Source organism: Streptomyces alfalfae (assembly GCF_004127445.1).
Lineage (GTDB): Bacteria > Actinomycetota > Actinomycetes > Streptomycetales > Streptomycetaceae > Streptomyces > Streptomyces alfalfae.
Window position 1 is genome coordinate 15,601 of record NZ_QEXM01000006.1, and the last position, 25,221, is coordinate 40,821.

Annotated in this window: 21 protein-coding genes; 12 read left to right on the top strand and 9 right to left on the bottom strand. The window is 70.9% G+C overall.

The window, feature by feature from the left end; genetic code table 11:
- The first annotated feature begins 39 nt into the window (after window positions 1-39).
- The gene (locus DCW30_RS01720; protein WP_076684771.1) at window positions 40-1,416 is read left to right on the top strand and encodes an erythromycin esterase family protein; all 1,377 of its coding nucleotides are present in this window, start codon (window positions 40-42) and stop codon (window positions 1,414-1,416) included.
- 72 nt (window positions 1,417-1,488) lie between these two features.
- On the opposite strand, the gene DCW30_RS01725 is transcribed toward DCW30_RS01720, so the two are convergent.
- Window positions 1,489-2,007, bottom strand: coding sequence for a DUF4245 domain-containing protein (locus DCW30_RS01725; protein WP_076684772.1), 519 nt, complete (start codon window positions 2,005-2,007; stop codon window positions 1,489-1,491).
- A 241-nt stretch (window positions 2,008-2,248) separates the two neighbouring features.
- On the opposite strand from DCW30_RS01725, the gene glpX reads away from it, so the two are divergent.
- The gene (glpX, locus tag DCW30_RS01730) at window positions 2,249-3,280 is read left to right on the top strand and encodes a class II fructose-bisphosphatase (RefSeq protein ID WP_076684773.1); all 1,032 of its coding nucleotides are present in this window, start codon (window positions 2,249-2,251) and stop codon (window positions 3,278-3,280) included.
- A gap of 73 nt (window positions 3,281-3,353) precedes the next feature.
- On the opposite strand, the gene DCW30_RS01735 is transcribed toward glpX, so the two are convergent.
- Entirely contained in the window at window positions 3,354-3,761 is a 408-nt protein-coding gene (locus DCW30_RS01735) for a WhiB family transcriptional regulator (protein WP_076684774.1), read from the bottom strand.
- A gap of 126 nt (window positions 3,762-3,887) precedes the next feature.
- Window positions 3,888-4,574, bottom strand: coding sequence for a DUF1707 SHOCT-like domain-containing protein (locus tag DCW30_RS01740; RefSeq protein ID WP_076684775.1), 687 nt, complete (start codon window positions 4,572-4,574; stop codon window positions 3,888-3,890).
- A gap of 226 nt (window positions 4,575-4,800) precedes the next feature.
- On the opposite strand from DCW30_RS01740, the gene DCW30_RS01745 reads away from it, so the two are divergent.
- The 5 genes from DCW30_RS01745 (at window position 4,801) to DCW30_RS01765 (ending at window position 11,607) form a co-directional block, all read left to right on the top strand.
- The gene (locus DCW30_RS01745; protein WP_076684776.1) at window positions 4,801-6,474 is read left to right on the top strand and encodes a fumarate hydratase; all 1,674 of its coding nucleotides are present in this window, start codon (window positions 4,801-4,803) and stop codon (window positions 6,472-6,474) included.
- Window positions 6,475-6,626: 152 nt separating this feature from the next.
- Window positions 6,627-8,030: a class II fumarate hydratase gene (locus DCW30_RS01750; protein WP_062781943.1), complete on the top strand. Its 1,404-nt coding sequence runs from the start codon at window positions 6,627-6,629 to the stop codon at window positions 8,028-8,030.
- 57 nt (window positions 8,031-8,087) lie between these two features.
- Window positions 8,088-8,771 carry a cytidylyl-2-hydroxypropylphosphonate hydrolase gene (gene fomD, locus DCW30_RS01755; RefSeq protein ID WP_076684777.1) on the top strand — a complete coding sequence of 228 codons (684 nt, stop codon included), beginning with the start codon at window positions 8,088-8,090 and terminating at the stop codon, window positions 8,769-8,771.
- A gap of 122 nt (window positions 8,772-8,893) precedes the next feature.
- A complete protein-coding gene (locus DCW30_RS01760) occupies window positions 8,894-9,547 on the top strand; it encodes a class I SAM-dependent DNA methyltransferase (protein WP_418347078.1) in 654 nt (217 codons plus the stop codon).
- A gap of 62 nt (window positions 9,548-9,609) precedes the next feature.
- Window positions 9,610-11,607, top strand: a complete 1,998-nt coding sequence (locus DCW30_RS01765) for an ATP-binding SpoIIE family protein phosphatase (protein ID WP_205576596.1) — start codon at window positions 9,610-9,612, stop codon at window positions 11,605-11,607.
- A 62-nt stretch (window positions 11,608-11,669) separates the two neighbouring features.
- On the opposite strand, the gene DCW30_RS01770 is transcribed toward DCW30_RS01765, so the two are convergent.
- The gene (locus tag DCW30_RS01770; protein WP_076684779.1) at window positions 11,670-13,928 is read right to left on the bottom strand and encodes a transglycosylase domain-containing protein; all 2,259 of its coding nucleotides are present in this window, start codon (window positions 13,926-13,928) and stop codon (window positions 11,670-11,672) included.
- Between the two features lie 298 nt (window positions 13,929-14,226).
- Here DCW30_RS01770 and DCW30_RS01775 point away from each other — a divergent pair, with 298 nt between their 5' ends.
- Genes DCW30_RS01775 through DCW30_RS01785 form a run of 3 tightly spaced genes read left to right on the top strand, consistent with a single transcriptional unit; the run spans window position 14,227 to window position 17,851 of the window.
- Complete coding sequence (locus tag DCW30_RS01775) at window positions 14,227-14,754, top strand: PadR family transcriptional regulator (RefSeq protein WP_062781931.1); 528 nt, start codon at window positions 14,227-14,229, stop codon at window positions 14,752-14,754.
- Window positions 14,751-15,437, top strand: coding sequence for an ABC transporter ATP-binding protein (locus DCW30_RS01780; protein ID WP_076684780.1), 687 nt, complete (start codon window positions 14,751-14,753; stop codon window positions 15,435-15,437). Before DCW30_RS01775 ends, DCW30_RS01780 begins: the two co-directional genes overlap by 4 nt.
- Window positions 15,434-17,851 (top strand): ABC transporter permease, encoded by a 2,418-nt coding sequence (locus tag DCW30_RS01785; RefSeq protein WP_076684781.1) that lies wholly within the window; start codon window positions 15,434-15,436, stop codon window positions 17,849-17,851. The genes DCW30_RS01780 and DCW30_RS01785 overlap by 4 nt, the downstream gene beginning before the upstream one ends.
- A gap of 37 nt (window positions 17,852-17,888) precedes the next feature.
- Here DCW30_RS01785 and DCW30_RS01790 read toward each other — a convergent pair whose 3' ends face one another.
- Window positions 17,889-18,842, bottom strand: coding sequence for a hydrogen peroxide-inducible genes activator (locus tag DCW30_RS01790; protein ID WP_076684782.1), 954 nt, complete (start codon window positions 18,840-18,842; stop codon window positions 17,889-17,891).
- A 131-nt stretch (window positions 18,843-18,973) separates the two neighbouring features.
- Between DCW30_RS01790 and DCW30_RS01795 the strand changes: the two genes are divergently transcribed.
- Both DCW30_RS01795 and DCW30_RS01800 read left to right on the top strand, forming a co-directional pair.
- Window positions 18,974-19,528, top strand: a complete 555-nt coding sequence (locus DCW30_RS01795) for a peroxiredoxin (RefSeq protein ID WP_062781922.1) — start codon at window positions 18,974-18,976, stop codon at window positions 19,526-19,528.
- A 15-nt stretch (window positions 19,529-19,543) separates the two neighbouring features.
- A complete protein-coding gene (locus DCW30_RS01800) occupies window positions 19,544-20,074 on the top strand; it encodes an alkyl hydroperoxide reductase (RefSeq protein ID WP_062781919.1) in 531 nt (176 codons plus the stop codon).
- Between the two features lie 112 nt (window positions 20,075-20,186).
- On the opposite strand, the gene DCW30_RS01805 is transcribed toward DCW30_RS01800, so the two are convergent.
- The 4 genes from DCW30_RS01805 to DCW30_RS01820 all read right to left on the bottom strand — a co-directional run bounded on the left by DCW30_RS01805 (window position 20,187) and on the right by DCW30_RS01820 (window position 25,216).
- Window positions 20,187-21,542, bottom strand: a complete 1,356-nt coding sequence (locus DCW30_RS01805; protein WP_076684783.1) for an AI-2E family transporter — start codon at window positions 21,540-21,542, stop codon at window positions 20,187-20,189.
- Window positions 21,543-21,675: 133 nt separating this feature from the next.
- Entirely contained in the window at window positions 21,676-22,404 is a 729-nt protein-coding gene (locus DCW30_RS01810) for an aggregation-promoting factor C-terminal-like domain-containing protein (protein ID WP_472573273.1), read from the bottom strand.
- A gap of 398 nt (window positions 22,405-22,802) precedes the next feature.
- A complete protein-coding gene (locus DCW30_RS01815) occupies window positions 22,803-24,125 on the bottom strand; it encodes a PhoH family protein (protein ID WP_062781910.1) in 1,323 nt (440 codons plus the stop codon).
- A gap of 329 nt (window positions 24,126-24,454) precedes the next feature.
- Window positions 24,455-25,216 carry an isoprenyl transferase gene (locus DCW30_RS01820; protein WP_062781907.1) on the bottom strand — a complete coding sequence of 254 codons (762 nt, stop codon included), beginning with the start codon at window positions 25,214-25,216 and terminating at the stop codon, window positions 24,455-24,457.
- Between the last annotated feature and the right edge of the window lie 5 nt (window positions 25,217-25,221).

Consider the following 25,221-nt stretch of genomic DNA (forward strand, 5'->3'; position numbering starts at 1 on the left):
GATGGTCCCGGGCGCCCCCGCGCGGCGAGAGTGGGGCCCATGAACACGCACAAGGCGCTGATCGCCGCACTGCTCATCCCGCTCGGCGTCACCCTGGCCCTCGCCCCGGCCGCCTCCGCCGCCCCGACCGCCCGGACCGCCGCGGCGGCGTCCGCCGACGCCACCGCGTTCTCCTCCCCCGAGGCGGCCCTCGGCCGGGTGGCCCACCCGCTGCGCACCACCGGGCCCCGCGGCGGCCTGGCCGACCTCCGCCCGTTCGGCCGGATGGTCGGGGACGCCCGGGTGGTCGGTCTCGGCGAGGCCACCCACAGCTCGCACGAGTTCTTCACCGTCAAGCACCGGGTCCTCCGGTACCTGGTCGAGGAGAAGGGCTTTCGGGCCTTCGCCCTCGAAGCCCCGTGGAGCACCGGACTGCGGCTCGACGCGTACCTCACGCGCGGCGAGGGCGACCTGAAGCAGATCATGGACGAGGAGTTCCAGGGCTCCTACCGGTTCTGGAACAACGCCGAGTACCGCGATCTGCTCCAGTGGATGCGCGCGTACAACGTCAAGCACCCGAAGGACCCGGTCAGCTTCGTCGGCGACGACAACGGATTCGCCGGCGCCGAGCTGTACGACAAGGTGAGCGACTACGCGGCCGAGGCCCGGCCCGAACTCACCCCGAAGCTCACCGAGCTGTACCGGGGCATGCGGCCCGCCACCGACGCCGACACCTACGTCAACGACTACCTGGCCAAGCCACTGGCCGAACGCGAGGAGCTCGCCGAGCGGACCGGCCGGGCGGTGCGGCTGCTCGAACAGCGGCCGGGCAGGGGCGCCGACGCCGAAGCGCACGCCTGGGCCGTCCAGCACGCCACCGCGATCCACCAGATGACCACGCTGTACGCCTTCGACTGGGACGACCCGCGGAGCGTCCCCGACGCCATGCGCTACCGCGACCAGGTCATGGCGGAGAACGTCACCTGGTGGCAGCGGCGGACCGGCGACAAGATCGTGCTCGCCGCCCACAACGGCCACGTCGCGCTCACGACCTACGCCCCCGAGACCCACCCGAAGGCGCAGGGCGACTTCCTGCGCGAGCGGTTGGGCCGCGACTACCTGAGTGTCGGCCTCACCTTCGACCGGGGCTCGTTCAACGCCCTCGGCCAGGACGGCGGCGTCCACCGCTTCGCCGTCGGCCCGGCCGCGCCCGGCACCACCGAGCACACCCTCGACCGGGTGCGGCACCGCGACTTCGTGGTGGACCTGCGCGACGCCCCGGCCCCGGCCCGCACCTGGCTCGCCGAGCCGCGCACCGTGAAGAACATCGCCGCCACCTACCCCTGGAAGGGGGACGCCGCGAAGATCCGGCTCGCGAAGACGCACGACGTCGTGGTCCATCTGCACCGGGTGGAGGCGGCCCGCATGCTCGAGTAGCACCGGGCCCGCGCGGCGCGGCGAGCCGGTCGCGTCCGGACCGCCGGGCGCCCCCGGACGCCGGCGCCGCGGTCACGCCGTCTTCAGCGACTCCGCCATCTTCGCGAGCTGTCCGAACGAGGCGGTGCCCGCGACCACGGTCGTCGCGCCCTTCTCCGTGCTCACCAGGGCGTCGTACGTGGCACCCCGGTAGCGCTGCCAGGTGCGGCCTTCGATCTCCTCGGTGGCGGCGGTCTTCCGCGCCTCCTTGGTGGCCCGCGGGATGAACTTGGCCGGCTTGTCGGTGGACTGCTTGACCGCCACGTACTCACCGTCCGGGTCGAGGAAGCCCAGGTGCCAGCTGTCGTGCTCGGCGCCGTTGAACCGCACCGAGGTCGGCTTCCACTCCTTCGACAGGCCCTCGGGCGCCGCCACGGGATAGGCCGCGGCGCGCCGGGCCGTCAGAAGCTCGACCCGGTAGTCGACGCGCTCGACCGGTGTCTTGGACTCGTCGTGCGGGACGAAGATGTAGATCACGCCTGCCACCAGGGCGATCACCACCAACGACCACACCATGTTCTTGACGGTCTGGGTGCCTTGTCTGCCTGCCACGCCCCCATGGTCTCAGGCCCGGAATGCGACTCTTCCCCCGGTGTCGCCCTCCGCGTCCCGCCGGCGTGTCCCACCCGGTCGGGGCCGCTCATGCGTGGGGCCCACTGCTCATTTTGTCGGCCTGCGGATAGAGTCGTTCACAATCCCTCATCCGGCCGCCCTCCCGTCGCGCACCACCGCCCTTCCAAGGACGCCCTACGGGCGCGCCACTTTTTTGTATCAGCAGAAAGGTGCTCTTCCGATGACCGAGCATCATCTCCCGTCCGAGCTCGAGGTCTCTCCCGAGGCTCCCGACCGCAACCTCGCCCTGGAGCTCGTCCGGGTCACCGAGGCCGCCGCCATGGCGGCGGGCCGCTGGGTCGGCCGCGGCGACAAGAACGGCGCGGACGGCGCCGCCGTCAGGGCCATGCGGACCCTCGTCTCCACCGTCTCGATGAACGGCGTCGTCGTCATCGGCGAGGGCGAGAAGGACGAAGCCCCGATGCTCTTCAACGGAGAGCGCATCGGCGACAGCACGGGCGCCGAGGTCGACATCGCGGTCGACCCGATCGACGGCACGACCCTCTGTGCGAAGGGGATGCCGAACGCCATCGCCGTGCTCGCCGCCGCCGACCGCGGCGCGATGTTCGACCCGTCCGCCGTCTTCTACATGGACAAGCTGGTCACCGGCCCCGAGGCCGCCGACTACGTGGACATCAACGCCCCCGTGTCGGTCAACATCCGCCGGGTCGCCAAGGCCAAGAACTCCTCGCCCGAGGACGTCACGGTCATGATCCTCGACCGTCCCCGCCACGAGGGCATCGTCAAGGAGATCCGGGAGACCGGCGCCCGCATCAAGTTCATCTCGGACGGCGACGTGGCGGGCTCGGTCATGGCCGTGCGCGAGGGCACCGGCGTCGACCTGCTCATGGGCATCGGCGGCACCCCCGAGGGCATCATCTCGGCCTGCGCGATCAAGTGCCTGGGCGGGGTGATCCAGGGCAAGCTGTGGCCCAAGGACGACGAGGAGCGGCAGCGGGCCGTCGACGCGGGCCACGACCTGGACCGCACGCTGTCGACGGACGACCTGGTCAAGGGCGACAACGTCTTCTTCGTCGCGACCGGCATCACCGACGGCGAACTGCTCCAGGGCGTCCGCTACCGCGCGGCCACCGCCTCGACGTCGTCGCTGGTCATGCGCTCCAAGTCGGGCACGATCCGCAAGATCGACTCCGACCACCGGCTCTCGAAGCTGCGCGCCTACAGCGCCGTCGACTTCGACCGCGCCAAGTAGCGCGCGACACCGCGGACACGCGAGATGGGGGCGCCCCGTGCGGGGGGCGCCCCCATGTGTCGCGCGGCGCCGGCTATCCGGCGGCGGCTATCGAGTGCGTCGCCTTCTTGAGCTCCATGTCACGCCTGCGGCGCCGGGCCAGGACCACGCGGCGCTCGGCGGCGGTGAGGCCGCCCCACACGCCGTACGGCTCGGGCTGGAGCAGGGCGTGCTCGCGGCATTCGACCATCACGGGGCAGCGGGCGCAGACCCGCTTGGCCGCCTCCTCGCGCGAGAGCCTGGCCGCGGTCGGCTCCTTGGACGGGGCGAAGAACAGTCCGGCCTCGTCGCGGCGGCACACCGCTTCCGTGTGCCAGGGGCTGTCGTCGTCGCGGTCCCGTGAGGGTCCTCTCCCCCACGCACCCGCGTTCGCTCGTGCAGGGGAGCCCCCGTCGGCCGGAACTGCGGCGACCTGCGAGGACTGATGCGACGGTTGCAGCACGGCCTACTCCTGACGACGGCTTCGCGAGCGAGAGACGATGGAGCAGCTCTACCCGCTGTGTACGCGCCTATGCACTGAGTTCCGATCGACGCGAACGCGCCCCTCCCGTGCGCGACGCGTGTGACGTCAGTGCCCCAGGTGCTTGCGCAGCTGCCGGTGCAGATCGCGCACGAAGCGACCGCGCCTGGGCCGCGCCTCGATGCTGCCGAAGACCGCGGCGCCGTCGACGAAGACGACCGGGGCGTCCTCGTCGCGCGAGTCGAGGGTGTCGACCTCGAAGCTGCCGAGGACGCCCGTGCCGTGGCCGCGCAGCGAGACGTTCTCCGGGACGCGGACCTCGACGGAGCCGAAGACGGCTATCGCCTTGATGACCACCTGGCGCTGCTCGAATATCGCCTCGCTCAGGTCGATCTCGACGCTGCCGAAGATCGCGTACGCGTGGGTGCGGCGGGCCACGCGCCAGCGGCCCCTGCGGACGCTGCCGCTGAGCACCGCGACCAGGTTCTCGTCGGCGACCGGGGGGACGGCTCCCGGCGACGGCCTGGACGGCGCGAGGCCGGGGACATGCGCGGGCCGCGGCCGGCCGTGCGCCGCGGGCAGGTCGCTGACCAGCGGCTCCAGCTCGGCCATGGTCTTCGCGCGATAGACCCCGTCGATGCGCTCGGAGTGTTCCTCCGCGGTGAGGCGGCCCTCCGCCAGGGCCTCGCGGAGGATGTCGGCCGTGCGGTCGCGGTCGGCGTCGGAGGCACGGAGCGAGCCGGCCGGGCCGGCCGCGGCGGGAGCGGGCTGCGAGGGGCGCTTTTCGAGGTCCACGTCCGTAGCGTACTCACTCGCGATAGATCGCGACTACCCCTTGTGGACAACCGGCGCGTCGCACCACCGCCCTGTGGACAACCCCGCCGTGCCGCCCGGCGCGCCCCGCCCGGCCGGGCCTACTGAGCCTTACCTCACAGGCCTGCCGCCTCCGGCGCGTCTTACGCTGGTTGACGCGTCGCCAATGGAGGCCGCGCCGCTGTCTGCCGAGTGAGGAATGGCCGTAATGCCAGAGTTTGCGTACTCCGATCTGCTCCCGCTGGGAGAGGACACCACCCCGTACCGGCTGGTGACCGCCGAGGGTGTCTCCACCTTCGAGGCCGACGGGCGGACGTTCCTCAAGGTCGACCCGGAGGCCCTGCGCAAGCTCGCCGCCGAGGCCGTCCACGACATCCAGCACTACCTGCGGCCCGCGCACCTGGCCCAGCTCCGGCGCATCATCGACGACCCGGAGGCGTCGGGCAACGACAAGTTCGTCGCCCTCGACCTGCTGAAGAACGCGAACATCGCCGCCGCCGGCGTGCTCCCCATGTGCCAGGACACCGGCACCGCCATCGTCATGGGCAAGCGCGGCCAGAACGTCCTCACCGAGGGCGAGGACGAGAAGGCGCTCTCCCAGGGCATCTACGACGCGTACACCAAGCTGAACCTGCGCTACTCCCAGATGGCCCCGCTGACCATGTGGGAGGAGAAGAACACCGGCTCCAACCTGCCGGCGCAGATCGAGCTGTACGCGACCGACGGCGGCGCCTACAAGTTCCTCTTCATGGCCAAGGGCGGCGGCTCGGCGAACAAGTCGTTCCTCTACCAGGAGACGAAGGCCGTCCTGAACGAGGCCTCCATGATGAAGTTCCTGGAGGAGAAGATCCGCTCGCTGGGCACGGCCGCGTGCCCGCCGTACCACCTGGCGATCGTCGTCGGCGGCACGTCCGCCGAGTTCGCCCTGAAGACCGCGAAGTACGCCTCCGCGCACTACCTCGACGAGCTGCCCGCCGAGGGCTCCCCGACCGGCCACGGCTTCCGGGACAAGGAGCTGGAGGAGAAGGTCTTCGAGCTCACCCAGAAGATCGGCATCGGCGCGCAGTTCGGCGGCAAGTACTTCTGCCACGACGTCCGCGTGGTCCGCCTGCCCCGGCACGGCGCCTCGCTGCCCGTCGCGATCGCCGTCTCCTGCTCGGCCGACCGCCAGGCCACCGCGAAGATCACCGCCGAGGGCGTCTTCCTGGAGCAGCTGGAGACGGACCCGGCGCGCTTCCTGCCGGAGACCACGGACGAGCACCTCGACGACGACGCGACCGCCGACGTCGTCAAGATCGACCTCAACCAGCCCATGGACGCCATCCTCGCCGAGCTGACCAAGCACCCGGTGAAGACCCGCCTCTCCCTGACCGGCCCCCTGGTCGTGGCGCGCGACATCGCGCACGCCAAGATCAAGGAGCGGCTCGACGCGGGTGAGGAGATGCCGCAGTACCTGAAGGACCACCCCGTGTACTACGCGGGCCCCGCCAAGACCCCCGAGGGCTACGCCTCCGGCTCCTTCGGGCCGACCACGGCCGGGCGCATGGACTCCTACGTGGAGCAGTTCCAGGCGGCGGGCGGCTCCAAGGTCATGCTGGCCAAGGGCAACCGGAGCAAGCAGGTCACCGACGCGTGCGACGCGCACGGCGGCTTCTACCTCGGCTCGATCGGCGGCCCCGCCGCGCGCCTGGCCCAGGACTGCATCAAGAAGGTCGAGGTCGTCGAGTACGAGGAGCTCGGCATGGAGGCGGTCTGGAAGATCGAGGTCGAGGACTTCCCCGCCTTCATCGTCGTCGACGACAAGGGCAACGATTTCTTCCAGAACCCGGCCCCCGAGCCGACGTTCACGCACATCCCGGTGCGCGGCCCCGGCCTGGCCTAGCGACGACAGCATGAGCAAGGACCCTTTCACGCGTGCGTGGAGGGGTCCTTGCCGTACCGGCGGGCAATCGGCAAGGGAATAGGCGGATCAAGACACGCGCTCACCCTTTCGATGCTTTTCGACGGGGTCGAGCGGAGAGGTAGGTTCACGGCATGACCAGCGACGACCGCACCGGCGGGTACCGGACCGAGCACGATTCCATGGGCGAGGTGCGGGTCCCCGCGGACGCCAAGTGGCGGGCCCAGACCCAGCGCGCGGTGGAGAACTTCCCCATCTCGGGGCAGCGCATCGAGCGGGCCCACATCGCGGCCCTCGCGCGGATCAAGGCGGCCGCCGCCAAGGTCAACGCCTCCCTCGGCGTGCTCGACAAGGACATCGCCGAGGCCATCGCGGACGCGGCGGCCGAGGTCGCGGACGGCCGCTGGGACGAGCACTTCCCCGTGGACGTCTTCCAGACCGGCTCCGGCACCTCGTCCAACATGAACGCCAACGAGGTCATCGCCACGCTCGCCACCGAGCGGCTCGGCCGCGACGTGCACCCCAACGACCACGTCAACGCCTCGCAGTCCTCGAACGACGTCTTCCCCTCCTCGATCCACATCGCGGCGACCGGCGCGGTCACCGGCGACCTGATCCCGGCCCTGGAGCACCTGGCCGCCGCCCTGGAGCGCAAGGCCGAAGAGTTCGCCGACGTGGTGAAGTCCGGGCGCACGCACCTCATGGACGCCACGCCCGTGACCCTCGGCCAGGAGTTCGCCGGATACGCGGCCCAGATGCGGTACGGCGTCGAGCGGCTGAAGGCCTCGCTGCCGCGCCTGGCCGAACTGCCCCTCGGCGGCACGGCCGTGGGCACCGGCATCAACACCCCGCCCGGTTTCTCCGCCGCCGTCATCGAGGAGGTCGCGCGGGCCACGGGCCTGCCGCTGACCGAGGCCCGCGACCACTTCGAGGCACAGGGCGCGCGCGACGGCATCGTGGAGACCAGCGGGCAGCTCAGGACCATCGGCGTGGGCCTGACGAAGATCGCCAACGACCTGCGGTGGATGGCATCGGGCCCGCGCACGGGCCTCGCCGAGATCAGCCTGCCCGACCTGCAGCCCGGCTCCTCGATCATGCCGGGCAAGGTCAACCCTGTCGTCCCCGAGGCCGCCCTGATGGTCGCCGCCCAGGTCACGGGGAACGACGCGACGGTCGCCGCGGCCGGCGCCGCGGGCAACTTCGAACTGAACGTCATGCTCCCGGTCATCGCCAAGAACGTCCTGGAGTCGGTCCGCCTCCTCGCCAACGTCTCGCGGCTGCTGGCCGACCGGACCGTCGACGGCATCACCGCCCACCGCGAGCGGGCCAGGGAGTACGCCGAGTCCTCGCCCTCCGTCGTGACGCCGCTGAACAAGTACATCGGCTACGAGGAGGCCGCGAAGGTGGCGAAGAGGTCCCTGGCCGAGCGCAGGACGATCCGCGAGGTCGTCCTGGAGTCCGGTTACGTCGAGCGGGGCGCCCTCACCCTGGAGCAGCTCGACGAGGCCCTGGACGTGCTGCGGATGACGCATCCCTGACATCCCGCCTCCCGCAACACACGGGCCCCGCACGGTGACGGCGTCTAATATCTGTCCATGACAGACCTCGACGGAAAGACGGCGGACGGCGGAGCGGCCAGGTGGGCCCCCGGCGACCACATCCTGTGGCGGTACCGGGAGAACGCCGGGGAACGCTTCCACATCTGCCGTCCCGTCACCGTCGTCCAGGACACCCCCTCGCTGCTCGCCGTGTGGATGGCGCCCGGCACCGAGTGCGTGAAGCCGGTGCTCGCCGACGGGACGCCGGTGCACCGCGAGCCGCTCGCCACCCGCTACACCAAGCCGCGCGCGGTCAGCAGGAGCCACTGGGCGGGCACCGGCGTCCTGAAGCTGGCGCACCCCGGCGAGCCCTGGTCGGTCTGGCTGTTCTGGGACCACGGCTGGCAGTTCAAGAACTGGTACGTGAACCTGGAGGAGCCCCTCGCGCGCTGGGCGGGCGGCGTGGACTCCGAGGATCACTTTCTGGACATCTCCGTGCGGCCGGACCGGAGTTGGCGGTGGCACGACGAGGACGAGTTCGCACAGGCGGTGCGGGTGGGTCTGATGGACCCGGAGAAGGCCGCTGGCGTACGCGCCGCCGGGCGGGCCGCCCTTGGCGTGATCGAGGCCTGGGGGGCGCCGTTCTCGGACGGCTGGCAGCACTGGCGCCCCGATCCGTCCTGGGGCGTACCCTCCCTTCCGGATGACTGGGACCGTACCCCCGCGCATGCGTCGTCATGAGACCCTTGATGCGCCCCCGTGGGTCAAACGTAGGATCGTCCTCCGCAAGGGCGCACAGCAGCAACTCCGCGAACCTGTGCGGTGCCTGACAGGAAGTCATCGAGGGGCGGCAGAACGTGAGCGTGGACCGCAGAGGACAGGCCGAGGCCTTCGACGCCATCGGCCGGTTCTACGACGACGCCTTCCCGCACAAGGAGGGCCAGCTCGCCGCCGGACGCCGCCTCGCCGAGGCGCTGCCGCCCGGCTCCCGGGTGCTCGACGCGGGCTGCGGCACGGGCCTGCCCACCGCCCGGCAGCTGACCGAGGCGGGCCTCACCGTCCTCGGCACGGACATCTCGGCGGGCATGCTCGAACTGGCCGGAAAGAACGTCCCCGCGGCGGAGTTCCGGCAGATCGACATCGCGGACCTCCGGGCGGACGGACCGAACGGAATCGGCCGGTTCGACGGCATCGCCTGCTTCTTCTCCCTGCTGATGCTGCCGCGCCCCGAGATCCCCGAGGCGCTGCGGCGGCTGCACGGGCTGCTGCGTCCGGGGACTTCGGGGAGTGAGGGAGGCCTGCTGGCGCTGTCCATGGTCGAGGCCGACCTCGACGACGCGACGATCCCGTTCCTGGGACGCACGATCCGGGTATCGGGTTACCTGGGCGACGAGCTGCGTCAGGTCGTGCGGGACACCGGCTTCGACATCGTCGACGAGACCACGTACTCGTACGCGCCGGCCAGCACCGACGTACCACCCGAGCAACAGATCTTTCTGCACTGCCGACGCGGCTGAGCGACGCGCAACGCTGGACGGCGCGCTCGGCGCGCAGCCCCGGACGGACGGATTCGAAACGCGTGACGGAGCACCTCACCCCCTACGAGGGTCGCAAGGCACCCGCTGCCGAGCCGACCGCCCCCGCGGACCCCCGCGGGGCGCTGCTGCGTTCCTCCGGCGTGCCCGGGGCCGGTGAGCACTCCCAGCCATCGGCGGCCGAGCCCGACCCGGGCAGGCCGCGCCCGCCCGAGGCCGTGCCGCCCCTGCCCGCCGCGGGGCCCGCGGGACCGCCGGACGGCGAGGAACGGCGCACCGGCAGGCCCCGGCCGCCGGGCGCCGGGCCCGTGGCGATGCGGCGCGACGGCGACCGGCTGCGGTTCGTGGGTGCGGCGACGCGGCGGATCGCCCGCGGCATAGACCTCGACGAGATCGTCATGGGCCTGTGCCGCGCCACGGTCCCGACGTTCTCCGACGCCATCCTGGTCTATCTGCGCGACCCGCTGCCCGTCGGCGACGAACGGCCCACGGGCCCGCTGGTGCTGCGCCTGCGCCGCACCGACCGGCTGCGCTCCCTGGAGGAGGGCGCCGACGAGCCGGACACCGACGGCGGCGCGCCGGCCTCGCTCCAGCCCGTGCCCGGCAGCGGCTTCACCGGCGTCACGGCCACCTCCGAGCTGTGCGAGGTGCGGCCGGGCGGCGCGCTGGCCGAGGTCCTGCGGGGCGTGCGTCCGGTCTTCGCGGACTCGGCGGCGGCCCAGGCGGCGCTGCCCGAACTCCTCGGCGAGGGGCGGACCGTGCCGGCGGGGCAGCGGGCCATCCTCGCGCCGCTGCGGGGCAGGCGGCGGGTGATCGGCGCCGCCGTGTTCCTGCGCCGCCCCGACCGCCCCGCCTTCGAGGTGGACGACCTCCTCGTCGCCGCCCAGCTGGCCACGCACAGCGCGCTCGGCATCGACAAGGCCGTCCTGTACGGCCGCGAGGCGTACATCGCCGACGAGCTGCAGCGCACCATGCTCCCCGAGACGCTGCCCCGCCCGACCGGCGTGCGGCTCGCCTCGCGCTATCTGCCGGCGGCCGAGACCGCGCGGGTCGGCGGCGACTGGTACGACGCGATCCCACTGCCGGGCAGCCGCGTCGCCCTGGTGGTGGGCGACGTCATGGGGCACTCCATGACCTCGGCCGCGATCATGGGCCAGCTCCGGACGACCGCGCAGACCCTCGCCGGGCTCGACCTGCCGCCGCAGGAGGTCCTGCACCACCTCGACGAGCAGGCCCAGCGGCTCGGCTCCGACCGCATGGCCACCTGCCTGTACGCGGTCTACGACCCGGTGTCGCACCGCATCACCATCGCCAACGCCGGGCATCCGCCGCCCGTGCTGCTGCACCTGGGCGGCCGCGCCGAGGTCCTGCGGGTGCCGCCGGGCGCCCCGATCGGCGTGGGCGGGGTCGACTTCGAGGCCGTGGAGCTGGACGCCCCGGCGGGCGCGACGCTGCTCCTGTACACGGACGGGCTCGTGGAGTCCCGGCTGCGCGACGTCTGGACCGGCATAGAGCAGTTGCGGGAGCGTCTCGCCGCCACGGCGCAGCTGACGGGCCCGGACCATCCGCCGCCCCTCGAAGCGCTCTGCGACGAGGTGCTCGACATGCTGGGCCCCGGCGACCGCGACGACGACATCGCGCTGCTCGCCGCCCGCTTCGACGGCATCGCGCCGAGCGACGTCGCGTACTGGTTCCTGGAACCGGAGGACGCCACGCCGTCCCGCGCCCGCCGCCTGGCCCGCAGCGCGCTCGCCCGGTGGGGCCTGGAGGACATGACGGACGCGGTGGAGCTGCTCGTCAGCGAGGTCGTCACCAACGCCGTGCGGTACGCGTCCCGGCCGATCACCCTGCGGCTGCTGCGCACCGACGTCCTGCGGTGCGAGGTCGGCGACGACGTCCCGCAGCTGCCGAGGCTCCGCCAGGCCCGCGCCACGGACGAGGGCGGCCGGGGGCTCTACCTGGTCAACAAGCTGGCCCGGCGGTGGGGCGCCACGCGCCTGAGCACGGGCAAGGTCGTCTGGTTCGAGCTGAACCGGAGCTAGCCGTACGCGAAGGCGCCCGGAACCCCTTCGGTTCCGGGCGCCTTCGCGCGTGCGGTGAGCCGTCAGTCCCTGCCGAGCAGGCCCTCGGGTTCGTCGGGCTCACCGGCCGTGTCGCTCGGCCCCGGTTCGGTCGTCGGCGGCTTCGTCGTCGGGTCGTCCGACGGCGGCTTGGTCGTCGGGTCGTCCGACGGCGGCTTCGTGGTCGGGGACTGCGACGGCGGCTTCGTCGTCGGGTCGTCCTCCGGCTCCGTCGGCTCGTTCGTCGGCTCCTTCGGTGCCTTCGTCGTCGGCTCCGGGGGCGGCGCGATGGCGGCGCCCATGTCGGTGTCGAGGTCGAACGCGGTGGGGGAACCCATCGCCTCGAAGGTGTACGCGGCCCAGATGTCGGCGGGGAAGCTGCCGCCGTCGACGCGGGCGCGGCCCCCGGCGCCCTTCATGGAGACCTGCTTGTTCTTCTCCGGCGTGTCGGGGGCGCCCTCGCCGAACAGGCCGACGGCGGTGACGAGCTTCGGCGTGTAGCCGGTGAACCAGGCCGACTTGTTGTCGTCGGAGGTACCGGTCTTGCCCGCCACGTCCTGCGAGGGGTTGCGCACCGCGCTGCCCGTGCCGTCGTCGACCACGCCGGTCAGGACCGAGGTGACCGAGTCGGCCGTGCCGCGCTTGATGACCTGATCGCCGATCGGGTCGGGCAGGTCGACCGTGCGGTCCTTGTGCTCGACCGCGCCGACGAGGGCCGGGGTGACCTTCTTGCCGTGGTTGTCGAGCGTGGCGTACACGCCCGCCATCTCGAGGGGGCTCGCGCCCATGGAGCCGAGGGTCTGCGCCGGCACGGCGGGCAGGCCCTTGACGTCCATGCCGAGCTTGCCCGCCATCTCCATGACCTCGGGCATCCCGACGTCCACGCCCATCTGCGCGAAGACGGAGTTGATGGACTTGTTCATCGCCTTCTGGACGGTGACGGGGCCGTAGTCGACGTCGTCCTCGTTCGGCGGCGCGAAGCCCACGTCACTGCCCTTGACCGGGCGCTTGCTCGTGCCGTCGTAGACCGTGCCCGCGGTGATCGGCTTGCCGTCCTGCGTGGTGGCGCCGTGCTCCAGGGCCGCGGCGAGGATCAGCGGCTTGAAGGTGGAGGCCGCCTGGTAGTCGCGGCGGGTGGCGTTGTTCGTGTAGTGCTTCACGTAGTCCTCGCCGCCGTACATGGCGAGGACCTTGCCGTTCCTGGGGTCGACGGACGCGGCGCCCGCCTGGACGCGGGCGTCGGCCTTGTTGTCCTTGCGGTCGAGCCGGTCGTTCAGCTTCTTGTCGACGGCCTCCTGAAGCTGCTTCTGCTTCTTGGGGTCGATGTTCAGCGTGACGGTGTAGCCGCCGGCCTCGAACTCGGCCTCGCTGAGGTCGCTGTTGCGCAGGACCTCGCGCTTCGCCTCCTCCACGAGGTAGCCGACCTGGCCCTCGCGGCCGGGCGGCGCCTTCGGGTCCTCGGGCTTGGCGAACGTGAGTTCCGCCCGCTTGCCGGAGTCCAGCCAGCCCTCCTCGACCATGTTGTCGAGAACGTAGTTCCAGCGCTGTTTGACGAGCTTCCTGCCGGTCGGCGACGCGACCGCCCAGTCGTACTGGCTGGGGGCCTGGAGGAGGGCCGCGAGGTAGGCGCCCTGGTCCACGTCCAGCTCCTTGGCGTCGATGCCGTAGTAGGCCTGGGCAGCGGCCTGGATGCCGTAGGCGCCGCGTCCGTAGTAGCTGGTGTTGATGTACCCCGCGAGGATGTCGTCCTTGCTCTTCTCGCGGTCCACCTTGAGCGAGACGACCAGTTCCTTCAGCTTGCGGCTGACGGTCTGCTCCTGGCTGAGGTAGTAGTTCTTCACGTACTGCTGGGTGATGGTCGAACCACCCTGCTTGCCCTTGCCGGTCACCGTGTTGAGAACGCCGCGGGCCGTGCCCTTGAAGTCGACGCCCTCGTCCTTGTAGAAGGACTTGTTCTCCGCGGCGACGAACGCCTTCTGTACGTCCTCGGGCACCTTGTCCAGGTCGACGATCTCGCGGTTCACGTCACCGGTGCGCGCGATGATCGTGCCGTCGCTGTACTTGTAGACGTTGCTCTGCTTCTTGGCGAGGGCGTTGCCCTCGGGGATGTCGACCACCATGTACAGCACGACGAAGCCGAGCATGCCGAGCAGCACGAACCCGAAGAGCGTGCCCAGCATCTTCTTCCAGGTGAAGAAGCGGCGTATGCCGGTGCGCTTGGGCTTGCCCCCGCCTGACGGGCGCCCGCGCGCTGCCCGGCGGGCACCGCGCTGCCGCGCTTGTCGTTCTTCGGCTCGGCCCATGACTGAGAATGCTCCGCTTCCGTCTCGTACGCCCCGTACGTCCAGCACTTCACCGTGCTTCCCGTACGCGCCGTCTTCTCACTGGCAACTCATCTGGTCGCTAAGTCAGCTCATGAAACTAACACCGCACCACGGGACAAAGGTCCTTCGATCCGGTCTTTTCCGGACGTGACAATGAGCACCCGCCTCTGAGGAACCGACGGTTTCAGGGGCCGGAAGGTTGCACGGGCATGGTGATTCACCGGCTCTGCACAGGGCGTATACACGCCACGTATACACAGGGTGTAGAGTGCGCCGCATGTCCATTGGCCACACCCTCCTGGGTCTTCTGGAGTCGGGCCCCCGGCACGGCTACGACCTCAAGCGCGCCTTCGACGAGAAGTTCGGGCACGACAAGCCCCTGCACTACGGGCAGGTCTACTCGACCATGTCCCGCCTGCTGAAGAACGGCCTCGTCGAGGTCGACGGCATAGAGGCAGGCGGCGGTCCCGAGCGCAAGCGGTACGCGATCACCGAGGCGGGCGTCACGGATGTCCAGCGGTGGCTCGCCACCCCGGAGAAGCCGGAGCCCTACCTCCAGTCGACCCTGTACACCAAGGTCGTGCTCGCGCTCCTCACCGACCGCGACGCCGCCGAACTCCTCGACGTGCAGCGCGCCGAACACCTGCGCCTGATGCGCATCCTCACCGACCGCAAGCGCAAGGGCGACCTCGCCGACCAGCTCATCTGCGACCACGCGCTCTTCCACCTCGAAGCCGATCTGCGCTGGCTCGAACTGACCGCCGCCCGCCTCGGCAGGCTCGCCCAGGAGGTGCGTCCCGCATGACCCCCGCTGGTTCCCTTCTCCAGGCCGACGGACTCCGCAAGACCTACGGCCCGACCGCCGCGCTCGACGGCGCCGCGTTCTCCATCCACCCCGGCGAGGTCGTCGCCGTCATGGGCCCCTCGGGCTCCGGCAAGTCGACCCTGCTGCACTGCCTCGCCGGGATCGTCCGGCCCGACGAGGGTTCCATCACGTACGACGGCCGCGAGCTGACCGGCCTGCCGGACGCCGCCCTGAGCGCGCTGCGGCGCAGCGAGTTCGGCTTCGTCTTCCAGTTCGGACAGCTCGTCCCCGAGCTGACCTGCGTCGAGAACGTGGCCCTCCCGCTGCGGCTGAACGGCGCGCGGCGCAAGGAAGCCGAGGCGACCGCCCGTGGCTGGATGGAGCGCCTGGAGGTCGACGACGTCACCGCCAAGCGGCCCGGCGAGGTCTCCGGCGGCCAGGGCCAGCGCGTGGCCGTCGCCCGCGCCCTCGCCACCAGCCCCCGCGTGGTCTTCGCCGACGAGCCGACGGGCGCGCTCGACTCCCTCAACGGCGAGCGCGTCATGGAGCTGCTGACCGACGCCGCCCGTGCGACCAACGCCGCCGTCGTCCTCGTCACCCACGAGACCCGCGTCGCCGCCTACTCCGACCGCGAGATCGTCGTGCGCGACGGCAGGTCGCGCGACATGGAGCGAGCGGTATGAGTCTCGACACCCGCCCCAGGTCGGCACCGGCGACCGGCGCGCCCGCCGGGAACACCGCGGGCAGGAGGCAGCGCGTCTTCTGGCGCGACCTCGCCATGGGCGTGCGCTTCGCCCTCGGCGGCGGGCGCGAGGGCTGGACCCGCACGCTGCTGACCGCGGTCGGCGTCGGTCTCGGCGTGGCGCTGCTGCTCGGCGCGGCGTCCGTGCCGGAGCTGATGCAGCGGCGCGACGACCGCTCGGTGGCCCGCTCGGCGCAGGACCAGTTCACCGGCAAGCCCGTCCCGAAGTCGGACTCGACGGTGCTCCAGCGCGACGTGCAGACCGACTTCCGCGACTCGACGGTGAGCGGCCGCGTGCTGCGCGCCGAGGGCACGCACCCGGTCGTGCCGCCCGGCGTCGCGAAGCTGCCGGGCGACGGCGAGATGATCGCCTCCCCCGCCCTGCGGGACCTCCTGGACAGCCCTGACGGCGCCCTGCTCAAGGAGCGCTTCGACCGCTACCGGATCACCGGCACCATCGCCGACGCGGGCCTCGTCCACCCCAAGGAGCTGTACTACTACGCCGGTTCCGACTCCCTCACCCGCGACCAGGGCGGCCACCGCGTCGCCGCGTTCGGCTGGGCGCAGCCCAAGGAGCCCCTCGACCCGCTCCTGGTCGTCCTCGTCGTCCTGATCTGCGTGGTCCTGCTCACCCCGGTGATCATCTTCATCGGCACCGCCGTCCGCTTCGGCGGCGAGCGGCGCGACCGGCGGCTCGCCGCGCTGCGCCTGGTCGGCGCCGACGCGCGCAGCGTGCGCCGGATCGCCGCGGGCGAGGCCCTGTGCGGCGCGCTGCTCGGCCTCGCCGTGGGCGGCATCGCCTTCCTCGGGGTGCGCGAACTGTTCGGCCTGGTCGACATGTGGCAGGTCAGCGCGTTCCCCTCCGACGTCGTGCCGGTCCCCGGCCTCGCCGTGACGGTCCTCCTCGCCGTGCCGGTCACCTCCGTCGTGGTCACGCTGATCTCGCTGCGGGCCGTCTCCATCGAACCGCTGGGCGTCGTGCGCAACACCAGGCCCCGCAAGCGCCGGCTGTGGTGGCGCGTGGTCATGCCGCTGCTCGGCCTCGGCGTCCTGCTGGCCGCGGGCCGCGTCAGCGGCGAGTTCGACCCGCCGGTCTACGCCATCGGCCTCGGTGCGACGCTCACCCTGGTGGGCCTGGCAGCGCTGCTGCCGTGGCTCGTCGAGGCGAGCGTGGCGAGGCTGCGCGGCGGCGGCCCCGTGCCCTGGCAGCTCGCCGTCCGCAGGCTGCAGCTGAGCAGCGGCACGGCGGCCAGGGCGGTCAGCGGCATCACCGTGGCCGTCGCAGGCGCGGTGGCCCTGCAGATGCTGTTCGTGGCGATGCACGACGACTTCAACCGCACCACCGACAACGCCCCGGGCCGCGCCAGCCTGGTGGTCAGGGCCGACGTGGGCGACGGCGAGCTCGCCGAGCGGATGATCGAGCGGTTCCGCACGACCAAGGGCGTCGAGCACGTCATCGGCACGGTCACCACGTACGTCGTGAAGCCGGGCAGGCTGGAGAATGCCGACGACATCCGGCCCACCACGGAGCTGACGGTCGCCACCTGCGAGAACCTGCGCGAACTCGCCCGCATCGGCCGCTGCGAGGACGGTGACACCTTCGTCGCGCACAGCGGCAACAAGGGGATGAACAACTGGGTCGACGAGGCGGCCCGCCCCGGCAAGCCGGTCGACCTCAACGCCCAGAGCTGGGACGAGGCGGGGCACCGGCACGTGCCGTGGACGCTGCCCGCCGACTCCCGCGTGGTCAGGACCCGTCCCGACCCGGCCGGCGAGGAGCACGACGGCATCTACGCCACCCCCGGCGCCGTCGACCCCGCGAAGCTGACCGACGCCTCGACGACCGCCATGATCAAGGTCGACAGGGGCACGCCGGACGCCGAGGAGCACATCCGCAACACCGCCGCCCACGTCGGCCCGTTCCTCGACGTGATGACGCTGCGCGCCGTCGAGCGCGACAAGCAGTACGCGACCGTCCGGACCGGCCTGCAGATCGGCGCGATGGCCACGATGGTGCTGATCGCGGCGTCCATGCTGGTGTCCATGCTGGAGCAGCTGCGTGAGCGCAAGAAGCTCCTCGCCGCGCTCACCGCCTTCGGCACCCGCCGCTCCTCGATGGCGTGGTCGGTGCTGTGGCAGACGGCCGTCCCGGTCGTCATCGGCCTGGCCCTGGCGATCGCCGGCGGCCTCGGCCTCGGCTGGGTCATGGTCCGCATGATCCGCAAACCGGTCACCGACTGGCTGCTCTTCCTGCCGCTGACCGGCGCGGGAGCCGTCCTCGTCGCGGCCGTGACGCTGCTCAGCCTGCCGCCGCTGTGGCGGATGATGCGGCCGGACGGCCTGCGCACGGAGTAACTGCGGGCGCGCGTCCCGCACCGGCGGTGCGGGTGGTTCACACCACCCGCACCGGCAGCGGCCGTACGGCGTCCCGCAGCGCCTCGGCCAGCTCCTCGTACTCCGCGGCCCGCGCGGCCCCCGTCCGCATCGCCAGGGCGATCCGCCGGGTGGGCGCCGGGTCGGCGAAGTACCCGGTGAGCAGCTGGTTGCTGCGGCTGGTCTCCACCCGCACCGCGGTGCGCGGCAGCAGCGTCACGCCGAGTCCGCCTGCCACCAGTTGGACGAGGGTGGAGAGCCCGGCCGCGGTGGTGGTCACCGGGGCCTCGGCGCGGCCGGCCTCGCGGCAGATGTCGAGGGCCTGGTCGCGCAGGCAGTGCCCCTCGTCCAGGAGCAGCAGACGCAGTTCCTTCAGCGCCTCGCGGGGGATTCCCTCGCGGCCGCCGAGCCAGTGGTCGAGCGGGGTGACGAGCACGAAGTCCTCGTCGAACAGGGGCAGCTCGGTGACACCGGGCATGCCGAGCGGGACGGCGAGGAGCAGCAGGTCGAGCCGTCCCGCGGCGAGCCCTTCCAGCAGCGACGAGGTCTGCTCCTCGTGCACCTGGAGGTCGAGGTCGGGGTACTTCTCGTGGACCAGGCCGATGACCGTCGGCAGCAGGTACGGGGCGACGGTCGGGATCACGCCGAGCCGCAGCGCGCCGGTGAACGGAGCCTTGACGGCGTCGGCCTCCTCCATGAGCGCCTCGACCTCGCCGAGGACCGCCCCGACCCGCACGGCGAGCCGCTCCCCCGCCGGGGAGAGCAGCACCTTGCGGGTGGTCCGCTCAAGCAGCTGGACACCCAGTGCCTCCTCCAGGGCCGCGACGGCTCCCGACAGGGCGGGCTGGCTCATTCCGATGGCCGCCGCGGCGTCCCTGAAGTGCAGATGCTCGGCCACGGCCGCGAACGCGCGCAGCTGCGCCAGGCTCGGCTGCTTGCCTTGTGGCTGCTTGCCCCTATTTATGGCTCGCACTGATAGCTACCTCCGATCAACACGACCCACTCTAGCTATTTCCCTAATCAATGCACCCTGTGCCACCATCAACATCAGTCCAATTCCCAGGAAAGTCCCCAAAAGGGACTCTCTTCGCGCAAGGAGTACGTGTGCTCACTGTCGGTGACAAGTTCCCCGAGTTCGATCTGACCGCCTGTGTCTCCCTGGAGAAGGGCTCGGAGTTCGAGCAGATCAACCACAAGACCTACGAGGGCAAGTGGAAGATCGTCTTCGCTTGGCCCAAGGACTTCACCTTCGTGTGCCCGACCGAGATCGCGGCCTTCGGCAAGCTGAACGACGAGTTCGCCGACCGTGACGCCCAGATCCTCGGCTTCTCCGGTGACTCCGAGTTCGTGCACCACGCCTGGCGCAAGGACCACCCGGACCTGACGGACCTGCCCTTCCCGATGCTGGCGGACTCCAAGCACGAGCTCATGCGTGCCCTCGGCATCGAGGGCGAGGACGGCTTCGCGCAGCGCGCCGTCTTCATCGTCGACCAGAACAACGAGATCCAGTTCACGATGGTGACCGCCGGTTCCGTGGGCCGTAACCCCAAGGAGGTCCTGCGGGTCCTCGACGCCCTGCAGACCGACGAGCTCTGCCCCTGCAACTGGAGCAAGGGCGACGAGACCCTCGACCCGGTCGCCCTGCTCTCCGGCGAGTGAACGGAGCCCACTGACATGGCACTCGACGAACTGAAGTCCGCCGTACCGGACTACGCCAAGGACCTGAAGCTGAACCTCGGCTCGGTCATCGGCAACAGCGACCTGCCGCAGCAGCAGCTGTGGGGCACCGTGCTCGCCTGCGCGATCGCGTCCCGCTCCCCGAGGGTGCTGCGCGAGCTGGAGCCCGAGGCGAAGGCGAACCTCTCCCCCGAGGCGTACACGGCCGCCAAGTCGGCCGCCGCCGTCATGGCGATGAACAACGTCTTCTACCGCACGCGTCACCTGCTCTCCGACCCGGAGTACGGGACGATGCGCGCCGGTCTGCGGATGAACGTCATCGGCAACCCCGGGGTCGAGAAGGTCGACTTCGAGCTGTGGTCGCTCGCGGTCTCCGCGATCAACGGCTGCGGCCAGTGCCTGGACTCGCACGAGCAGGTCCTGCGCAAGGCCGGTGTCGACCGCGAGACGATCCAGGAGGCCTTCAAGGTCGCCGCGGTCATCCAGGCGGTCGGCGTCACCCTGGACTCCGAGGACGTCCTGGCGTAACAGGCCCCCACACGGAAGCGGCCCGGTCCGAAACCTTGGTTTCGGACCGGGCCGCTTCCGTGTGTACGGGCCTTCGTGCGTACGGGCCTTCCGTGTGCACGGGGGGGGCGCGCTACGCCTCCTTGCCCTCCGCGGGTGGCTCCGGCGCGGCCGGCTCCGTCGACGCGGTGTCCGGCGCGGTCGCGCCGCGCGGCTGCGGGGACTGCTTGAGCGCGGCCTCCCTGGAGTACGCCCGCAGGTAGCCGACGACCGTGTTGGTGACGGCGACCAGCGGCACCGCGACGACCGCCCCGCCGATCCCGGCTACCATGCCGCCCGCGGCGACCGACAGGATCACCGCCAGAGGATGCACCCGCACCGCGCGGCCGAGGATGAACGGCTGCAGGATGTGCCCCTCGATCTGCTGCACGGCGAGGACGACCGCCAGCGCCATCACGGCCGTGAACACGCCCTGCGTCACCAGCGCGACGACCACCGCGAGGGCCCCGGAGACCACGGCGCCGACCAGCGGCACGAACGAGGCCAGGAAGATGATGACGGCCAGCGGCACCGCCATCGGCACCCCGAGGAAGTAGATGCCGAGGCCGATGAAGATGGCGTCGATCATGGCCACTATCACCGTGCCGCGCACGTACGCGGTGAGCGTGCGCCACGCCCGGGGTCCCGCGCCCGCGATGCCGGGCCGCGCCTGGGCGGGCACCAGCTTCAGGAACCACTGCCAGATGCGCTTGCCGTCGTACAGCAGGAAGAGCGTCGAGAACATCGCGAGCAGGATGCCGGTCAGCGCCTCCACGATGACCGTGACGCCTTCCAGGCCCGCCGAGGTCAGTTCCTCGGTATTGGCGCCGACCGCGTCCCGCAACGTCTTGGCGATGTCGTTGATCTGATCCTCGGTCACGTGGAACGGGCTGTTGAGGAGCCACTTGCGCAGGTCCTCGATGCCGTCCTGGATCTGCCCGGAGAGCTCGTCGGCGTTCTCCATCACCTGCCAGACCACGAACCAGCCGACCAGGCCCATGATGACGAAGCCGAGGATCGCCGTGACCGCCGTCGCCAGGCCGCGCGGCAGACCGACCCGCCTGAGCCGGGCCACCGTGGGTTGGAGCAGCGCGGTGATGAGGAGCGCGGCCACGAAGGCCAGCACCACGAGCTGGACCGCGCTGATGACCTTCATCAGGATCCAGAGGGTGCCCGCGAGGACGAGGAGCCGCCAGCCGGCCTCCGCGGCGACACGCATGCCCCAGGGGATGGACGCCACGGGGTCGGGTCTGGCCGCTATGGCCGGCGCGTACGCGGGAGGGGGCGGCACGTGTTCGTGCTCCCCGTTGCCGAGGTCCTGGTTGCCGAAATCCTGCGGATCGTCGGTGTCGGAGTCGGCGTCGTGGTGGCGCCGTTGCTCGTTCAACCGCTCACCCATCTCACTCAGTCCGGCACCGATCCGGCCGAGCCACCCTGGCACTCGCGACATGATCCGTCCTCTACCCCCGTCTTTCCGCACCACTCCCTCCTGGAGCCGTCCGGACCGACCGTACACGGGCGAGGCCCCTCACCGGAGAACGGTGAGGGGCCTCACGAGGTCGAGCGCGGTACGGCCGGAGGGCCTAGTACCAGTGATTGGACTGCCAGAAGGACCAGGCGCCGCACGGGCTCTGGTAGCGGTCGTTCATGTAGTTCAGGCCCCACTTGATCTGCGTGGCCGGGTTGGTCTGCCAGTCGGCGCCGGCCGAGGCCATCTTGGAGCCGGGCAGCGCCTGCACGAGGCCGTACGCTCCCGAAGAGGCGTTGACGGCCTTGTAGTTCCACGTCGACTCGTGGTTGACGATGTTGCTGAAGCACTGGAACTGGTCGGCGGGGATCATCTGCCGAGCCATCGCCTGGACCTCGGCGACCGTGTAAGAGCTCTTGGTCGCGAAGCTGGAGGCGTCGCGTGCGGAGGAGCGGCTGGCCTTGGCCTCGGCCTTGTCCTCGCGCTCCTTCTTGAGGGCGGCCTTCTTGGCCTTCGCGGCCGCCTCCGCCTTCTCCGCGGCCTGCTGCTTCTCGATCGCGGACGCGGCGGCCTGCTTGCGCGCTTCCTCCGCCGCGGTCTTCTTCGCCGCGGTGTCGGCGGCCATGGCCTGGGCGTCGGCCTGCTGCGTCAGGGACGCCGTCTGGACCTGGGCCTGCTGACCCGCGGGTATGTCTGCGAGGAGCGTCGCGTCGCTTGCCGCTGCCTCGAAGTCGTTCGAGTTCGAGGGCTGGGTGTTGCCCGAGGCAACGCCCACGACAGCGCCGACGGTGGTGACCGCGGTGGCTGACGCCACGGCGAATCCCCGGACCGAAATCCGGCTCACACGGTTTCCTTCCAGCATCGCCCGCATAGGTGACCTCGCGGACGCAATCGTGCCCCTGGCACTGGCCTCCGCTTGCGATCGGTCACGGGAGGCACGGACCCGGTGGACAACTCCCGCTCGGGGAGCGCCGCGTGGTGCTCGGGCGGCATGCGACGGCCACTATGAAGTTCTGTTGTCTCGTACCGCTGGGGGTACACGTGTGTCGCATGCGGGGCCTGACAGGACTGAGACTCTGCCCCAGCCGGACGCCGCAAGGCAATTCTCTGTTGCGTGTTAAAGCTCACACCCCGTTTGCCCCAGGAGTTTTTCGGAAAAGGGGGCGCAGCGAGACGCCGCCCGGCTAGGCTCCTTCGCTTTGCCGGACGGCGCCAACTGTGGTGATTCTCCCGTGAACTGACCTAGAGGTGTCCGTCCTCCAGCATTTCGGTCACCAGGGCCGCGATCTGGGAACGCTCGGAGCGCGTGAGCGTCACGTGGGCGAAGAGCGGATGGCCCTTCAGCTTCTCCACGACGGCGACCACTCCGTCGTACCGCCCCACCCGGAGGTTGTCGCGCTGGGCGACGTCATGGGTGAGGACGACACGGGAGTTCGCCCCGATCCTGGACAAGACGGTCAGCAGGACGTTCCGCTCCAGCGACTGGGCCTCGTCCACGATGACGAACGCGTCGTGCAGCGAGCGCCCGCGGATGTGGGTGAGCGGCAGGACCTCCAGCATCCCGCGCGCGGTCACCTCCTCGATGACCTCCTTGCCCGCCACCGAACCGAGCGTGTCGAAGACCGCCTGGGCCCACGGCCCCATCTTCTCGGCCTCGGTGCCCGGCAGATAGCCGAGCTCCTGCCCGCCCACGGCGTACAGCGGCCGGAACACCATCACCTTCTGGTGCTGCCTGCGTTCGAGGACCGCCTCCAGGCCCGCGCAGAGCGCGAGCGCCGACTTGCCGGTGCCCGCGCGCCCGCCCATCGAGACGATCCCGACGTCCGGGTCGAGGAGCAGATCGAGCGCGATCCGCTGCTCGGCGCTCCTGCCCTTGATGCCGAAGGCCTCCCTGTCTCCGCGCACGAGGCGGACGTTGCCCTCGGGCGTGACGCGGCCGAGGGCCTTGCCGCGCTCCGACTGGACGGTCAGGCCCGTGTGCACGGGCAGGTCGGCGGCCTCGGGCACGTACAGGCTGTCCTCTTCGAAGAGGAGGTCGACCTGTTCCGCGGTGAGCGTCAGCTCGGACATGCCGGTCCAGCCGGAGTCCGTGATGGCCAGCTCCGCGCGGTACTCCTCCGCGAGCAGCCCGACCGAGGAGGCCTTGATCCGCAGCGGCAGGTCCTTGGAGACGACCGTGACGTCGTACCCCTCGGCCTGGAGATTGCGGGCCACGGCGAGAATCCGTGAGTCGTTGTCCCCCAACCGGTAGCCGGCCGGGAGCACGCCGGGATCGGAGTGGTTGAGCTCGACGCGCAGCGAGCCGCCCAGGTCCCCGATGGGAATCGGGGCGTCCAGGCGGCCGTGCCGGATACGGAAGTCGTCCAGCAGGCGCAGCGCCTGCCGGGCGAAGTAACCGAGCTCCGGATGGTGCCGTTTGGCCTCCAGCTCCGTCACCACGACGACGGGCAGCACGACTTCGTGCTCGTCGAAGCGGGTCAGTGCGTTCGGGTCGGCCAGTAGGACGCTGGTGTCGAGAACATAGGTGCGCCTGTCGGGCATGCGGCGCTTTGTGCTGGTCACCACGGAAGGACGTACCCCCTCGGATGAGGTCGGGGAGCTACGGGAGGGGTGCCGGACGGGCTGGCGGGTGTGAACCAGGCCGGACACGGCCGCGATGCGCGGGCCGAGGACCGGCCCTCCATGCCGCCCGTGCTGTCCACACGGTCGTCCTGGTGCAAAGGGCCTCCCGGGCGGACGGCCCTATGCCGCCCGCTGGATACGACGCCCCTGTCGGATACTGCCGGGACGCCGACCTGGAGGGGTTATTCCCTCGAACAAGCGCAGCCATGCCACGGCATATGACGACACGTTGGTTAACTCTGGGTTACCCCGACCTCGTGGGGTGATACGGGTCAGCCCCCGTAACGGCGGTGGCGGGCGGCGTAATCACGCAGCGCACGCAGGAAGTCGACCTTGCGGAAGGCCGGCCAGAAGACTTCGCAGAAGTAGTACTCGGAGTGAGCGGACTGCCAGAGCATGAATCCGGAGAGTCGCTGCTCCCCGCTCGTGCGGATCACCAGGTCGGGGTCCGGCTGGCCGCTGGTGTAGAGGTGCTTGGAGATCAGGTCGATGTCGACGCTCTCCGCGACGTCCTCCAGGCTGGCGCCCTTCTCGGCGTGCTCCAGGAGCAGCGAGCGGACCGCGTCGGCGATCTCCTGGCGACCGCCGTAGCCCACGGCGACGTTGACCAGTATCCCGGTGTTGCCGTGCGTGGCCTGCTCGGCTTCCTTCATGACGCTCTGCGTGCGGGCCGGCAGCAGGTCGAGCGCGCCGACGTGGTGCACGCGCCAGCGGCCGTCGGCGACGAGCGAGCGGACCGTGGCCTCGATGATGCCGAGGAGCGGCGTCAGCTCCTCCTCGGGCCGGTCGAAGTTGTCGGTGGAGAGCATCCACAACGTGACGACCTCGACGTCCGTCTCCGCGCACCAGCCGAGGAACTCCTCGATCTTGTACGCGCCCGCCTGGTGCCCCTGTGCGGTCGTCCCGCCGGACGCCTTCGCCCAGCGGCGGTTGCCGTCGAGGATGACGCCGATGTGCTTGGGCACCTGGTCGTGATCGAGGCGGCCTTCCACCCGGCGTGCGTAAAGTCCGTACACCAGGTCGCGCAGGTTCACGTGTG

Excerpts from the sequence above, each read along its gene's own strand:
- glpX (WP_076684773.1), top strand. The coding sequence starts at position 2,249 with ATGACCGAGCATCATCTCCCGTCCGAGCTCGAGGTCTCTCCCGAGGCT.
- DCW30_RS01785 (WP_076684781.1), top strand. The coding sequence starts at position 15,434 with ATGAGTCTCGACACCCGCCCCAGGTCGGCACCGGCGACCGGCGCGCCC.
- DCW30_RS01770 (WP_076684779.1), bottom strand. The coding sequence starts at position 13,928 with ATGGGCCGAGCCGAAGAACGACAAGCGCGGCAGCGCGGTGCCCGCCGG.
- DCW30_RS01780 (WP_076684780.1), top strand. The coding sequence starts at position 14,751 with ATGACCCCCGCTGGTTCCCTTCTCCAGGCCGACGGACTCCGCAAGACC.
- DCW30_RS01750 (WP_062781943.1), top strand. The coding sequence starts at position 6,627 with ATGACCAGCGACGACCGCACCGGCGGGTACCGGACCGAGCACGATTCC.
- DCW30_RS01745 (WP_076684776.1), top strand. The coding sequence starts at position 4,801 with ATGCCAGAGTTTGCGTACTCCGATCTGCTCCCGCTGGGAGAGGACACC.
- DCW30_RS01805 (WP_076684783.1), bottom strand. The coding sequence starts at position 21,542 with ATGTCGCGAGTGCCAGGGTGGCTCGGCCGGATCGGTGCCGGACTGAGT.
- DCW30_RS01800 (WP_062781919.1), top strand. The coding sequence starts at position 19,544 with ATGGCACTCGACGAACTGAAGTCCGCCGTACCGGACTACGCCAAGGAC.
- DCW30_RS01775 (WP_062781931.1), top strand. The coding sequence starts at position 14,227 with ATGTCCATTGGCCACACCCTCCTGGGTCTTCTGGAGTCGGGCCCCCGG.
- fomD (WP_076684777.1), top strand. The coding sequence starts at position 8,088 with ATGACAGACCTCGACGGAAAGACGGCGGACGGCGGAGCGGCCAGGTGG.
- DCW30_RS01720 (WP_076684771.1), top strand. The coding sequence starts at position 40 with ATGAACACGCACAAGGCGCTGATCGCCGCACTGCTCATCCCGCTCGGC.